Annotated in this window: 13 protein-coding genes; 4 read left to right on the plus strand and 9 right to left on the minus strand. The window is 73.2% G+C overall.

Annotated features, from left to right (window positions below; genetic code table 11):
• Positions 1-75: 75 nt before the first annotated feature.
• The 3 genes from ugpC to ABZ449_RS10965 all read left to right on the plus strand — a co-directional run bounded on the left by ugpC (position 76) and on the right by ABZ449_RS10965 (position 2,697).
• Positions 76-1,167 (plus strand): sn-glycerol-3-phosphate ABC transporter ATP-binding protein UgpC, encoded by a 1,092-nt coding sequence (ugpC, locus tag ABZ449_RS10955; RefSeq protein WP_360343623.1) that lies wholly within the window; start codon positions 76-78, stop codon positions 1,165-1,167.
• A gap of 163 nt (positions 1,168-1,330) precedes the next feature.
• Positions 1,331-1,786 carry a hypothetical protein gene (locus ABZ449_RS10960; RefSeq protein ID WP_360343626.1) on the plus strand — a complete coding sequence of 152 codons (456 nt, stop codon included), beginning with the start codon at positions 1,331-1,333 and terminating at the stop codon, positions 1,784-1,786.
• 92 nt (positions 1,787-1,878) lie between these two features.
• On the plus strand, positions 1,879-2,697 hold the full coding sequence (locus tag ABZ449_RS10965) for a nucleotidyltransferase family protein (protein ID WP_360343629.1): 819 nt from the start codon (positions 1,879-1,881) through the stop codon (positions 2,695-2,697).
• A gap of 150 nt (positions 2,698-2,847) precedes the next feature.
• Here ABZ449_RS10965 and ABZ449_RS10970 read toward each other — a convergent pair whose 3' ends face one another.
• The 7 genes from ABZ449_RS10970 to ABZ449_RS11000 form a co-directional block, all read right to left on the minus strand.
• A complete protein-coding gene (locus tag ABZ449_RS10970) occupies positions 2,848-4,503 on the minus strand; it encodes a DoxX family membrane protein (RefSeq protein WP_360343632.1) in 1,656 nt (551 codons plus the stop codon).
• A 331-nt stretch (positions 4,504-4,834) separates the two neighbouring features.
• Positions 4,835-5,827: a 23S rRNA (guanosine(2251)-2'-O)-methyltransferase RlmB gene (gene rlmB / locus ABZ449_RS10975; RefSeq protein WP_360343634.1), complete on the minus strand. Its 993-nt coding sequence runs from the start codon at positions 5,825-5,827 to the stop codon at positions 4,835-4,837.
• Positions 5,828-5,964: 137 nt separating this feature from the next.
• On the minus strand, positions 5,965-7,359 hold the full coding sequence (gene cysS / locus ABZ449_RS10980) for a cysteine--tRNA ligase (protein ID WP_360343637.1): 1,395 nt from the start codon (positions 7,357-7,359) through the stop codon (positions 5,965-5,967).
• Positions 7,360-7,456: 97 nt separating this feature from the next.
• Positions 7,457-7,849 (minus strand): PPOX class F420-dependent oxidoreductase, encoded by a 393-nt coding sequence (locus tag ABZ449_RS10985; protein ID WP_360343640.1) that lies wholly within the window; start codon positions 7,847-7,849, stop codon positions 7,457-7,459.
• Positions 7,850-8,057: 208 nt separating this feature from the next.
• Complete coding sequence (ispF, locus tag ABZ449_RS10990) at positions 8,058-8,558, minus strand: 2-C-methyl-D-erythritol 2,4-cyclodiphosphate synthase (RefSeq protein WP_360343643.1); 501 nt, start codon at positions 8,556-8,558, stop codon at positions 8,058-8,060.
• A complete protein-coding gene (ispD, locus tag ABZ449_RS10995; protein ID WP_360343805.1) occupies positions 8,548-9,303 on the minus strand; it encodes a 2-C-methyl-D-erythritol 4-phosphate cytidylyltransferase in 756 nt (251 codons plus the stop codon). Before ispD ends, ispF begins: the two co-directional genes overlap by 11 nt.
• Before the next feature lie 309 nt (positions 9,304-9,612).
• Positions 9,613-10,095 (minus strand): CarD family transcriptional regulator, encoded by a 483-nt coding sequence (locus tag ABZ449_RS11000; protein WP_014136563.1) that lies wholly within the window; start codon positions 10,093-10,095, stop codon positions 9,613-9,615.
• Between the two features lie 429 nt (positions 10,096-10,524).
• On the opposite strand from ABZ449_RS11000, the gene ABZ449_RS11005 reads away from it, so the two are divergent.
• Entirely contained in the window at positions 10,525-11,187 is a 663-nt protein-coding gene (locus tag ABZ449_RS11005; RefSeq protein ID WP_360343646.1) for a DUF461 domain-containing protein, read from the plus strand.
• Positions 11,188-11,275: 88 nt separating this feature from the next.
• On the opposite strand, the gene ABZ449_RS11010 is transcribed toward ABZ449_RS11005, so the two are convergent.
• Both ABZ449_RS11010 and ABZ449_RS11015 read right to left on the minus strand, forming a co-directional pair.
• Positions 11,276-11,971, minus strand: coding sequence for a response regulator transcription factor (locus tag ABZ449_RS11010; protein WP_031069385.1), 696 nt, complete (start codon positions 11,969-11,971; stop codon positions 11,276-11,278).
• A 2-nt stretch (positions 11,972-11,973) separates the two neighbouring features.
• Entirely contained in the window at positions 11,974-13,446 is a 1,473-nt protein-coding gene (locus ABZ449_RS11015; RefSeq protein ID WP_360343649.1) for an ATP-binding protein, read from the minus strand.
• Between the last annotated feature and the right edge of the window lie 35 nt (positions 13,447-13,481).

Consider the following 13,481-nt stretch of genomic DNA (forward strand, 5'->3'; position numbering starts at 1 on the left):
GCCCGGCGGAGCACCGACACCCCCCTTTACTCGGATCGTCCGGCACGTTCCTGCCGGTGAAGGAGAGCAACAACCATGGCTTCTGTCACGTACGACAAGGCGACCCGCATCTACCCCGGGGCGGACAAGCCCTCGGTGGACGCGCTGGAGCTGGAGATCGCGGACGGCGAGTTCCTCGTGCTGGTCGGCCCCTCGGGCTGCGGCAAGTCGACCAGCCTGCGCATGCTGGCCGGTCTGGAGGACGTCAACGCCGGTGCGATCCGGATCGGCGACCGCGACGTCACCCACCTGCCGCCGAAGGACCGGGACATCGCCATGGTGTTCCAGAACTACGCGCTCTACCCGCACATGACCGTCGCCGACAACATGGGCTTCGCGCTCAAGATCGCCGGCGTGAACAAGGCGGAGATCCGCACCAAGGTCGAGGAGGCCGCGAAGATCCTCGACCTCACCACGCTGCTGGACCGCAAGCCGAAGGCGCTCTCCGGCGGTCAGCGCCAGCGCGTCGCGATGGGCCGCGCGATCGTCCGCCAGCCGCAGGTCTTCCTGATGGACGAGCCGCTGTCGAACCTGGACGCCAAGCTCCGCGTCTCGACCCGCACCCAGATCGCCGGCCTCCAGCGCCGCCTGGGCATCACCACGGTGTACGTCACCCACGACCAGACCGAGGCCCTCACCATGGGCGACCGGGTCGCGGTGCTGAAGGACGGTCTGCTCCAGCAGGTCGACACCCCGCGCAACATGTACGACAGGCCCGCCAACCTCTTCGTGGCCGGCTTCATCGGCTCGCCGGCCATGAACCTGGTCGAGGTGCCGCTGGTGGACGGCGGCGTGAAGTTCGGCGGCTCGGTCGTCAACATCTCCCGCGAGGACCTGGCCGGCGCCGGCAGCGACAAGACGGTGACCGTCGGCATCCGCCCCGAGCACTTCGAGGTCGTCCCGTCGGGCGGCATCGAGGGCGTCGCGGTGACCGTGAACGTGGTCGAGGAGCTCGGCTCGGACGGCTTCGTCTACGGCACCACCCAGATCGGCGGCAAGGACCACGAGCTGGTCGTCCGCGTGCCCGGCCGCCAGATCCCGGCCCGCGGCGAGACCATCCACGTCGTGCCGATCGCCGACGAGACCCACGTCTTCTCCACCAGCTCCGGCCTGCGCCTGAGCAACTGACGCGACCTCGCGCCTCCCCGGAGCCCGTCGGACCCCCGTGGTCCGGCGGGCTCCGTCCGTACACCCCCGCGTCAACACGATGGAGGGACGAAACCGGACAGTGCGTCACTCGATGGTGTAACGGAGGGCGACCCTGCCCGCACCCACCGCTACTCTCCTGAGGGTGAAGCAGCTAGTGCGCCGTATCGGCCAGACCGTCGCCCTGACCCTGCCGGTCGTCCTGGTGACCACCGGCACCCTCGCCGTGACCCGGGTCCCGTGGGCCCCGCCGACCGGGCTCGACCAGCAGGTCGTGGCGGCGTCCAGCGGCGACGGCGCCGGGATCGGGCGTTCCAACAACGCGGCCGGCGCCGCGACCAAGTCATCGGACGGACTCGCCCCGCAGGACTCGCTGCGGGTGGCGCTGCTGGACGAGCTCCGCGCGAAGAACCCTTCCGCCGCCCTCGACCTGCTGGAGCGCTCGATGCGCGAGCAGCCCTCGCTGACGCCGTACTGCACCTCGCTCGCCGGCGAGCTGGGCAAGGCGGCGGTGCGCAAGTACCAGGGCGACGTCCAGCGGGCCCGCTCCTTCGCCCGCCCGGTCTGCGACGGGTCGTTCGCGGCCGGCGTCGTCGGCTGACGCACCCGAGGGGTCCGAGGGGCCCGGAGGGCCGGGAACGAGCCGGCCCCGGAGGCGGCGGACACCCCCGTCCGCCGCCTTATTGTTCAGGCATGACCGCTGACTCCGGCCCCACCGCCGACCTCCCGTCCGCCCGGCCCTCGCAGCCTCACGCGCCCCAGACGCCCCAGGCGCCCCGGCCGACCACGACGCCCGTCACCCAGGCCGTCATCCTGGCCGGTGGGCAGGGCTCCCGGCTGCGCCCCTACACGGACGACCGCCCCAAGCCGCTGGTCGAGATCCCCGGGACGGGCACGCCGATCCTCGGCCACCAGCTGGCCTGGCTGGCCGAGGAGGGCGTCACCGACGTCGTGATCTCCTGCGGGCACCTCGCCGACGTGCTGGAGGAGTGGCTGGACAAGGCGGAGCTGCCGCTGCGGGTGCGCACGGTGGTCGAGGCGGAGCCGCTCGGGCGCGGCGGCGGGCTCAAGTACGCGGCCAAGGCGCTGCCCCGCCCGGACGAGCCCTGGTACGCCACCAACGGCGACATCTGGACGCGCTTCAGCCTGCGCGAGATGGCCGCCTTCCACCACGAGCGGGACGCCGTCGCGACGCTCGCGCTGGCCCGGCCGCGGATCCCCTGGGGTGCGGTGGAGACCGACCAGTTCGGCAACGTGCTGGACTTCATCGAGGCCCCGCCCTCGCCCTTCCTGATCAACGCCGGCCTGTACGTGTTCAGCCCGGAGTTCACCGAGCTGCTGCCGGACGTGGGCGACCACGAGCGGACCACGTTCCCCCAGCTCGCCCGCGGCAAGCGGCTGGCGGGCTACCAGCTGCCGCAGGGCGTGTACTGGCGGGCCATCGACACCGCCAAGGACCTCACCGAGGCGGCCAAGGAGCTCGCCTCCGGCGCCGGCCGGGCGCCCCGGTAGTCGCCCCGCCGCACAGGCCTCCGTGCGGCACCGCCGCAGAACCGGACGGCACCGCTGCAGAACCGGACGGGCACGCGGACCACGCACGCGCACGGCGATCGGCCGGGTGCTCCCCCACGGAGCACCCGGCCGATCGCCGTCACCGGGGCCTCAGGTCGCGGTCGGCGCCCCCGGGTGGGAGGTCCGACCGCCGGACAGGTCGGCCAGCGGCGCGCTGCCCAGCACCCCGCCCAGCAGCCCGCCGGAACTCGGGCTTGCCTTGGACCCCGCCCCCGCGCCGCCGGCACCGGGGGTGCTGCGCGAGGCGGGGGCGGTGCCGGAACCGGCGGACGGCGCGGACGCGGCCGGGGAGGCGCCCGACCCGGCGTCCGCCTTGCCGGAGTGCCCCTTGCCGCTCGGCGTCGGGGTGGCCGGCTTGGCGGGCGGCGTGGTGGCCGGGGCGGTCGCGCTCGGCGTCGGGGTGGCCGGGCGCGGGGCGGCGGGCGGGGGCGTGGTGGACGTGCCCTTCCCGCCGGGGGCGCCGGACGGGCTGCCGGACGGCCAGACCGGGGTGCCGTAGTCGGTGGCCGGACGTTCCGGCGCCTGGTGCGCCCGGGCACCGGTGCGGACGGCGGCACCGAGCATCGAGCCGAGCAGCAGGGTCAGGCCGACGACGACCGTGGTGACCACGGCGCCGCGGCGCAGCACCCGGCGGCGCAGCGCCCCGGACGCGTCCGCGCCGAACCGGCGCCAGGCCTCCAGGCTGAGCCGCCCGTCCAGTGAGGCGAACGGCGCCCCGGCGATCAGCAGCGGGCTCCACGCCGCGAGGAAGATCAGGTCCGGGGTGTCGTAGACCGGGACGGCCCGCCAGCTGACGGTGAACAGCAGCGCGGCGGAGAGCGCCATCGCCGCGCCGGCGGCGAGCCGCTGCCACAGGCCGAGGACGGTCAGCACGCCGACCACGATCTGGGTGAACGACACCACCAGGCCGGCGCCCACCGGGTGCGCCATGGCGAAGGCCAGCAGCGGCTCGGCGACCTTCCAGGGGTGCAGCGAGGAGAGCCAGCGCATCATCGAGCCGCGCTCGCCGCCGTCGAAGTACACCGGGTCGCAGAGCTTGCTGAACCCTGCGTAGACCGAGAGCGAGCCGAGGACGGCGCGCAGCGGCAGCAGCACCAGGCCGAGGTCGACCCGGCGGCCCGGGTACCAGGGCTGCCTGCCCTCGGCGTCGGCGGCGGAGACCTCGGGCAGCTCGCCGCTCGGAGTCCAGCCGTGCGGCTCGCCGATCGGGCCGACGCCCGCGTCGGTGGCGGTGCCGGCGCCCTCGCGGGGCTGGCGCGGGAGGGCCCGGGCGCCCGCGAGGGAGGGGAACCGCTGGGTGTCCGCCTCGACCAGGCGGACGCCGCCGGCCGGGGCGCCGCCCACGCGCACCGCTTCCAGCAGCTGGGTGGCCGCGAGGTCTCCGGGGGGCGCCTGGCCGGTCCAGGTGACGGCGGTGACCCGGCCCTTGCGGCGCGGCGCGCCGCCGGCCCCGGCCAGCGCCGGGACGGCGGAGGCGGGCACGACGACCTGCGGGGTGACCAGCGGACGGCGGATCAGGCCCTGGTTGGCGTAGGGGTCGCCGAACGCGGCACCGGTGGACAGTAGTCCGGCCGGGGCCTCGATCAGCGGCGCCACCGGGGCACCGAGCCGGAGCCGGAAGCTCGCCTGGGTGCTGCTGAGCCGCGAAGGGTCGGACTCCACCTTGACGGTGTTGAGGGTGGGGCCCGCGTCTATCCCGGTGCTGCCGTCGCCGAACAGGGGGCGCCGAGGTGTTCTGGTGTCCACGCCCGTCTAACCGGGTGACGGCCGCTTAGGACACTCTCCCGGGTTCACGTCCGGCGCATATTTGAAGTGATCATGAAAAAAGCGATCGGGCCCGATCAGGGCCCGATCGCCTTCCACTCGGATTGCGGGGAATTCGGAAGATCGCCTGCGCCCGGCCGCCCGGCCGTGCTCAGCGATCCGCGCCCCGCCCGCCCGTGCTCAGCGCTCGGCCTTCAGCACATGGCGCTCAGCGCTCGGCATTCAGCCTTCAGCACTCGGCGCTCGGCATTCAGCCTTCAGCACTCGGCGCTCGGCATTCAGCCTTCAGGACTCGGCGCTCAGCACTCGGCGCTCAGCGCTTGGCGCGCAGCCGCGCGGCCTCGTACAGCACGATGCCTGCCGCGACACCGGCGTTCAGCGACTCCGTCAGACCGGACATCGGGATGCGCACCCGCATGTCGCAGGTCTCCGAGACCAGCCGGGACAGGCCCTTGCCCTCGCTGCCCGCGACGATCACCACCGGACCGGTCAGCAGCTCCAGGTCGCCGATCTCGGCCTCGCCGTCGGCGGCCAGGCCGACCACCATCAGGCCGGCCTTCTGGTAGGCCTCCAGGGCGCGGGTCATGTTGGTGGCCCGGGCGACGGGCAGCCGGGCCGCGGCGCCGGAGGAGGTCTTCCAGGCACCGGCGGTCATGCCGGCCGCGCGGCGCTCGGGGATGACCACGCCGTGCGCGCCGAAGGCGGCGGCGGAGCGGACCACGGCGCCGAGGTTGCGCGAGTCGGTCACGCCGTCCAGCGCGATGATCAGCGCGTCCTGGCCGGCGTCGGCGGCGTCCGCCAGGAGGTCCTCGGGGTGCGCGTACTCGTACGGCGGCACCTGGAGCACCAGGCCCTGGTGGTTCATCCCGCCGGTCATCTGGTCCAGCTGGGGCCGCGGGGCCTCCATCAGCGGGATGCCGCGGTCGTTGGCGGCCTGGAAGGCGTCGCGGACCCGGTCGTCGGTGTCGATGAACTGCTGGACGTACAGCGCGTTGGCCGGCACGTCGCCCTGCAGGGCCTCGACCACCGAGTTGCGGCCGAAGACCAGCTCGGCGCTGCCCGCGCCGCCGCGGCCACCGCGGCCGCCGGCACCGGCCCGGCGCATGCCGGCCCGGGCCTTGGCGTCCCGCTCGCGCTTGATCGCGGCGTTGGCGGCGCGCTGCTTGGGGTGGCCCTTGCGCTCCTCGCCGGGCGGGGTCGGGCCCTTGCCCTGGAGGGCCTTCCGGCTGTGCCCGCCGGTACCGACAGACGCGCCCTTCTTCGATCCGGGGTTGCGGCGGTTCCTGCGCTGGCTGTTGCCGGCCATGGCTGTACTTCCTGTCTGTCCGGCATGCCCCGGCCGCCCCGGTGTTGCCCGGTGGCGGCCGACGACATGCGTACGTCATGCGGGAGGGCCGCACCGGTCCGGTACGGCCCACCCATCACCCCGATCGTCGGATGGGGTTACTGGCTGTTGATCGTCCAGCGCGGGCCGGACGGGGTGTCCTCGATCGCCAGCCCGGCCAGGCCGAGCTGGTCGCGGATGGCATCCGCGGTGGCGAAGTCCTTGCGCTCGCGCGCCGCCTGCCGCTGGTCCAGGACCAGGCGGACCAGCGAGTCGACCACGCCGTGCAGGTCCTCGCCGCGCTCCGTTCCGGCCCAGTGCGGGTCGAGCGGGTCGAGGCCCAGTACACCGAGCATCGCACGGACCTCGGCCAGTCGCGCCACCACGCTCTCCTTGTCGTCCGCGTTCAGGGCGCTGTTGCCCTGGCGGACGGCGGTGTGCACGACGGCCAGCGCCTGCGGAACGCCGAAGTCGTCGTCCATCGCCTCGGCGAAGGCCGGCGGCACCTCGGGCGCCGCGTCGACCGTGCCGCAGCGCTCGACGGCGCGCTGGATGAAGCCCTCGATCCGGCCGAAACCGGTCTCGGCCTCCCGCAGCGACTCCTCGCTGTACTCGATCATCGAGCGGTAGTGCGGGGCGGCCAGGTAGTAGCGGAGCACGATCGGGCGCCACGCCCGGACCATCTCGGAGACCAGCACCGAGTTGCCCAGCGACTTGCTCATCTTCTCGCCGGCCATGGTGACCCAGGCGTTGTGCACCCAGAAGGCGGCGAAGTCGTCGCCGTAGGCCTTGGACTGGGCGATCTCGTTCTCGTGGTGCGGGAAGATCAGGTCGAGCCCGCCGCCGTGGATGTCGAAGGCCGCGCCCAGGTACTTGTGGGCCATCGCCGAGCACTCCAGGTGCCAGCCCGGACGGCCGCGGCCCCACGGGGTCTCCCAGCTCGGCTCGCCCGGCTTGGTGGCCTTCCACATCGCGAAGTCGCGCTGGTCCCGCTTGCCGGTCTCGCCCTCGCCCTCGGGCTGGCGCAGGTCGTCCAGCTTCTGGTTGGAGAGCGACAGGTAGTCGGGGTACGACCGCACGTCGAAGTAGACGTTGCCGTCGGCCGCGTAGGCGTGGCCCTTCTCGATGAGCCCACGCATCATCTCGACCATCTCGGGGATGTGCCCGGTGGCCCGCGGCTCGACGGTCGGCGGCAGGCAGCCCAGCGCGTCGTAACCGTCGTTGAAGGCCCGCTCGTTCTCGTAGCCGATCTGCCACCACGGCGTGCCGAGCTCGCGCTCCTTGGCGATGATCTTGTCGTCGATGTCGGTGACGTTCCGGGCGAAGGTCACCTGGTAGCCGCGGTAGGCGAACCACCGCTGCATGATGTCGAAGTTGAGCCCGGACCGGATGTGCCCGATGTGTGGCGCCGACTGGACGGTAGCGCCGCACAGGTAGATCGAGACACAACCCGGTACAAGCGGGACGAAGTCGCGTACCTGGCGGGTGCTGGTGTCGTACAGACGAATGCTCACAGCGTCAAGCGTAGTGGGCGACGGGGGGTGCCCCGCCACATTCCCCGGGACAACGGGGGTGCGGTCCCGGGGAAACGCCGGACGGCGGGCGGGTGGATCAGATGTTGCCGACCACCTTGCGCGGGGAGATCCGGACGACCACCCGGACGTCCTCCGGGCCGTCGAAGCCGTAGTCCTTGCCCATGTACTTGTGGGACAGCTCGTCGATCAGCTCCCGCCCGCCCTCGGTGGTCATCGTGGCCTCGCCGCGCGCCTCGAAGTACTCGTACGGGTTGTCCGTCGAGTTGATGAGGAGCGACACCCGAGGGTCCCGGACCAGGTTGAGGTGCTTGCGGCGCCCTTGGACGGTGGAGAACAGGATGTCGTCGCCGTCCCGCGTGACCCAGACCACCGAAGCCTGCGGGCTCCCGTCGGGCTGGACCGTGGAGACCACGGCGAAGCTCTTGCTGTCGAGCAGTTCCTTGACCTTGTCGGCGAGTTCGACACCCATCGGAAACCTCTTCTCGTCGCGTGGCGCGGCCCGAGCGGAAGCCCCGCACGGGCCCGAGCCGAACACTAGCGACTCGGGCCCCGGGGACACCGGGTGAACACCCGTCAGGGGCGGTTTCTTCCCGCCCGTTCACGTTCTTCCCGCCCACCCCGGTTCTTCCAGCCCACCCAGGCCCTTCCCGGCCACCCCGGCGGCAGGGCCCGTGGGCTCAGCGCCGCTCGTACACCAGGGCGGTGGCGATCGCGGCCAGGCCCTCGGCCCGGCCGGTCAGCCCCAGTCCGTCGGTGGTGGTGCCGGAGACGGACACCGGGGCACCGGCCGCCTCGGACAGCGCGGCCTGCGCCTCGGCCCGCCGCTTGCCGATCTTCGGCCGCACACCGATCACCTGGACGGCGACGTTGCCGATCTCGAAGCCCGCCTCGCGGACCAGCCGGGCCGCCTCGCCGAGCAGCTTCACCCCGGACGCGCCGGCCCACTCCGGGCGGTCGGTGCCGAAGTGGGCGCCGAGGTCGCCGATCCCGGCGGCCGAGAACAGCGCGTCGCAGGCGGCGTGCGCGGCGACGTCCGCGTCCGAGTGGCCGGAGAGTCCGACCCCGGCGTCCGGCCACTCCAGCCCGGCCACCCACAGCGGGCGGCCGGCCTCGAAGGCGTGCACGTCGGTGCCGATCCCGACGCGCGGGATCACGGGGGTCTGCGGGTCAGTAGGCATCGGCGGCCCTCCGGCGGGCGAGTACGGCCTCGGCGAGCACGAGGTCCAGTGGACGGGTGACCTTGAACGCCTCCTCGTGGCCGGGCACCACGACGACCCGGCCGCCGTAGCGCTCGACCAGGCCGGCGTCGTCGGTGACCGGCGGCGCGTCGGCGGTGCCGTCGCTCTCCTCGGCCAGCGCCTTGGCGTGCACCTCGACCAGGGTGGCGCGGTCGAAGCCCTGCGGGGTCTGCACCGCGCGCAGGGTGGCGCGCTCGGGCGTGTCGAGCACCGGCTCGGGCCCGCCCGGGTTCGGCTCGACCCGCTTCACCGTGTCGGCCAGCGGCACCGCCGGCACCACGGCCCGTGCCCCGGCCCGGACGGCGGCCGCGACGGCGTCCACCACCTCGACCGGGACCAGCGGACGGGCCGCGTCGTGCACCAGCACGATCCCGACCTCGTCCGGAATCGCGGCCAGGCCCAGCCGGACGGACTCCTGGCGGGTCGCCCCGCCGGCCACCACCCGGATGTCCTTGTCGTCCAGCCCGTGGCTGTCCAGCAGGGCGACCACCTCGGCCACCCCGTCGGCGGGCGCGGCGACCACGACCAGGCCGACCGCCCGGCTGCGGGCCAGGGCCCGGACGGCGTGCACCAGGAGCGGCACGCCCCCCAGTTCCCGCAGGGCCTTCGGGGCTCCCGGCCCCAGCCGCTCACCGCGTCCGGCGGCGGGCACCACTGCTGCTGCGACTGCTCCTGACGCGTTCAGGTTTCACTCCTTCGGCGAAGTGGGTATGGCCATGGCGTGCCCGGCGGGCGCACCGGGCCCCTTCCGAAGAACCACGGTCCACCGCCCGCCGCACAGCTCCGCAAGCCCCGCTCGACAACGGGGGCAGAAACGGTCTTGCGGGCCCCTTGCGGGCCCTGGGCCGGCTAGGGCGGGTGGCGTGGTCCGGACATGCCTCAGCGCCCGACGTGCCAATGCACCACTCCCGGACGGTTCGTCCGAGGAGCGGCGCGCCGGCACCGGGCGCTGTGAGCGTTGGGCGGCAGCCCGACCGCATTGCGGTGGCGCGCGCTACGAGGCGAGGACCTCGTCGAGCAGCGTCTCCGCCTTGTCCTCGTTGGTGTTCTCCGCCAGCGCGAGCTCGCTGACGAGGATCTGGCGCGCCTTCGCGAGCATTCGCTTCTCGCCGGCCGAGAGGCCGCGCTCGCGCTCGCGGCGCCAGAGGTCGCGAACGACCTCGGCGACCTTGATGACATCACCCGAGGCGAGCTTCTCCAGGTTCGCCTTGTAGCGACGGGACCAGTTGGTCGGCTCTTCCGTGTACGGCGCCCGCAGCACCTCGAAGACCCGGTCCAGACCCTCCTGGCCGACTACATCGCGCACGCCGACGAACTCCGCGTTCTCGGCGGGCACGCGGAGCGTCAGGTCTCCCTGCTGCACCTTGAGCACCAGGTAGGTCTTGTCCACACCTTTGATCTGGCGAGTTTCGATGGCCTCGATCAGCGCGGCCCCGTGATGGGGGTAGACCACCGTGTCGCCAACCTTGAACGTCATGTGACAGGACCCCTTCCGTGGCTTTCCAGAATAACACGCTTCTCGGCACACCCGAAGGGCGTTTTCGCAGGTCAGGGCCGGTCTCGGGGCTTGACAAGGAGCCCCATGACGTGCTGCGACCGGTGTTCGAGGGCGGCTTCCCGCAGGTCGGAGGCGGTTCCGGGGTTCGACGAAACCCTTGCGCAACACCCCCGCAACCATGATTGGATCTTGAGCTTTCACCCTTTTTCAGGTCGCGACCGAATCGTTATTCGATCTTGGTCGAAGCTTGTCCGTCAAGTGACCTGGACATGTCGGACTTGCCGCCGGACGGCCCCCCGACAGCCCCCGGGAGTGCGACACGGGGACCACCCCGTGAGGAGCGCATAAGCGAGGTCGATAATCTGAGACCTGACCTACCGACACGTGACCTAGGGAGAAGCCGCCGCCGTGAGCCGCAGCCTTCGACGCGGCAGCATCGCCGCCATCGCCGCCATCGCCATCGCCTCGCTGTCCTCCTGCGCCGCCGGCAACACGCCGGACACCCTGCAGATCAAGCCCGACAACGCGGCGGCGACCCTCGGGGCGAACCTCCGGCTGAACAACATCGTGGTCGTCACCCCGGAGCACACCGCCGGCGACTACACCGGTGCCGCCAACGTGGTCGTGAACATCGCGAACACCGCGGACACCCCGGCCGAGCTCCAGTCCGTCACCGTCGGCGGTGCCGCTGCCACCTTCGCGGACGCCGCCGGCGCTTCGCAGTCCAGCATCGTCATCCCGGCCCACGGCGCGGTGGCGATCGGCGGCCAGGGCAACCCGTCCGCCCACGTCGCCTCCGCGACCGTCCTGGTCGGCGGCTACGCCGCCACCGTCTTCACCTTCAAGGACGGCCAGAAGGTCGACGCCGAGGCCGGCGTGAGCCCGGACTCGGGCGAGCACGGCGCCGGCCTCTACTCCGGCTACGGGCCGACCCCGTCGCCGACCGCCACCCCGGCCAAGACCGCCACCCCCGGCGCCACCGCCGGCGGTACCGCCACCCCGGGTGCGCCGACCACCGGTGCCGCCATCCCGGCCGGCACCACCGCCCCGGCCGTCCCGGCCGCGCACTGACGCTCCGGCGGGCCCACCCGGGCCCGCCGGAGCGACGCGAAGGCCCCCGCCGGCTGCCGGCGGGGGCCTTCCGCATGGTCGGGGCGGTTTACGGCTCGAACTTGTAACCCAGGCCACGGACGGTGACCAGGTAGCGCGGCGCGCCCGGGTCCGGCTCGATCTTGGCCCGCAGGCGCTTCACGTGGACGTCCAGGGTCTTGGTGTCGCCGACGTAGTCCGCGCCCCACACCCGGTCGATCAGCTGCATCCGGGTGAGCACCCGGCCCGCGTTGCGCAGCAGCATCTCCAGCAGGTCGAACTCCTTGAGCGGCAGGTCGACCTTGGCGCCGTCCACCGTCACCACGTGGCGGTCCACGTCCATCCGGACCGGGCCCGCCTCCAGGGCGCCCGGGCCGCCGCCGTTGTCGCCCGCGCCGCCGTCCTCGCCGCGGCGACGCAGCACCGCGCGGATCCGCGCGACCAGCTCGCGGGTGGAGTACGGCTTGGTGACGTAGTCGTCAGCGCCTATCTCCAGACCGACGACCTTGTCGATCTCGCTGTCCTTGGCGGTCACCATGATCACCGGGACGTTGGAGCGCACCCGGAGCTGGCGGCAGACCTCGGTACCGGGCAGGCCCGGCAGCATCAGGTCGAGCAGGACGAGGTCGGCGCCGTTGCGTTCGAACTGCTCCAGGGCGTCGGGGCCGGTGGCGGCGACGGCCACCTCGAAGCCCTCCTTGCGGAGCATGTACGAGAGGGCGTCGCTGAACGACTCCTCGTCCTCGACCACCAGTACTCGGGTCACGATCAGGCCTCCGGGGCAAGCTGAGGGGTTGTGTCTGACAGGTGCGGTTCCCGCTCCCCGGCAGGGAGCGAACGGTCCGTACGGTCCGTACGGGCCGTGGTGAGGGTTCTGGGTGCGGCGGCGGGGCCGGCGGGGCCGCGATCCGGCGCGTGGCCGGGTGCGCGGCCGGGTGCGCGGCCAGGTGCGTGGCCGGGCGCGCCGCCGGGTGCGTCGGGCTCGTCGGGCTCGTCGTCGAAGGCGTCGTCGGACTCGTCCTCCGTGGGTTCCTGCCCGGCGGGCAGGCGGACGGTGAAGGTCGAACCCTGGCCCTCGACGCTCCACACCGAGACGGTGCCGCCGTGCGAGGCCGCGACGTGCTTGACGATGGACAGGCCCAGGCCGGTGCCGCCGGTCGCCCGGGAGCGGGCCGGGTCGACGCGGTAGAACCGCTCGAAGACCCGCTCGCGGTCCTTCTCGGAGATGCCGATGCCCTGGTCGGTGACCGAGATCTCGATGAGCTCGCCGTCCGCCTCCCCGAGCGCCGCGGCGCTGGAGATCCGCCGGGTGGCGATGGCCACCCGGGTGCGGGGCGGGCTGTAGTTGACGGCGTTCTCGACCAGGTTGCCGAGCGCGGCGGCGAGCTGGCCGCGGTTGCCGTGCAGGTAGAGGCCGGCGATGCCGCCCGCCGCGATCAGGATCTGCTTGGCGGCGGCCTGCTGGCGGCAGCGGTCGATCGCCTCGGCGATCAGCTCGTCCACCGCGACCGGCTCCGGGTCGACCATCAGCCGGTCGTCCTGGACCCGGGAGAGGTCGATGATCTCCTGCACCAGGCTGGCCAGCCGGGCCGCCTCGACCTGCATCCGGCCGGCGAAGCGCTGCACCGCCTCCGGGTCGTCGGACGCGTCCACGACCGCCTCGGAGAGCAGCGACAGGGCGCCGACCGGGGTCTTGAGCTCATGGCTGACGTTGGCCACGAAGTCCCGGCGGACGGCCTCCACCCGGCGCCGCTCGGTCTGGTCCTCGACCAGCACCAGCACCAGGCGGGAGCCCAGCGGGGCCACCCGGACGGAGACCGCGAGCGGCTCCCCGGCGCGGGCCGCGCCCGGCCGGGGCACCTCCAGCTCGACCTGGCGGATCTCGCCGTCCCGGCGGGTGGAGCGGGCCAGCGCGAGCATCTGGTCCACGGCGACGGCGCCACCGCGCACCAGGCCCATCGCGTACGCCGCCGAGCTGGCCTTGACCACCTCGTCGCCCTCGCCCAGCACGATCGCGCAGGAGCGGAGCACGGAGAGTACGGTGTCGACCCCCGGCGGCAGCGGCGGCTCGGGGTTGCCGGTGCCCAGTGACTGGTGCCGGCCGGGGTTCCTGCCGCCGGTTGCGCTGTACCTGCCCTTGGCCTGCTCGCGCTCGCTCCAGCGGAAGGCGATGGAGGCGGTGAGGCCGACGCCGAGCCCGGCTATGGCGCAGGCAGCGGCGGCGGCCACGTTCACGTCCATGTGGCCAGCGTAAGCGTACGGCCGGGGCAGTCCCC

Origin of the sequence: Kitasatospora sp. NPDC005856 (genome assembly GCF_040629945.1) — a bacterium.
Lineage (GTDB): Bacteria > Actinomycetota > Actinomycetes > Streptomycetales > Streptomycetaceae > Kitasatospora.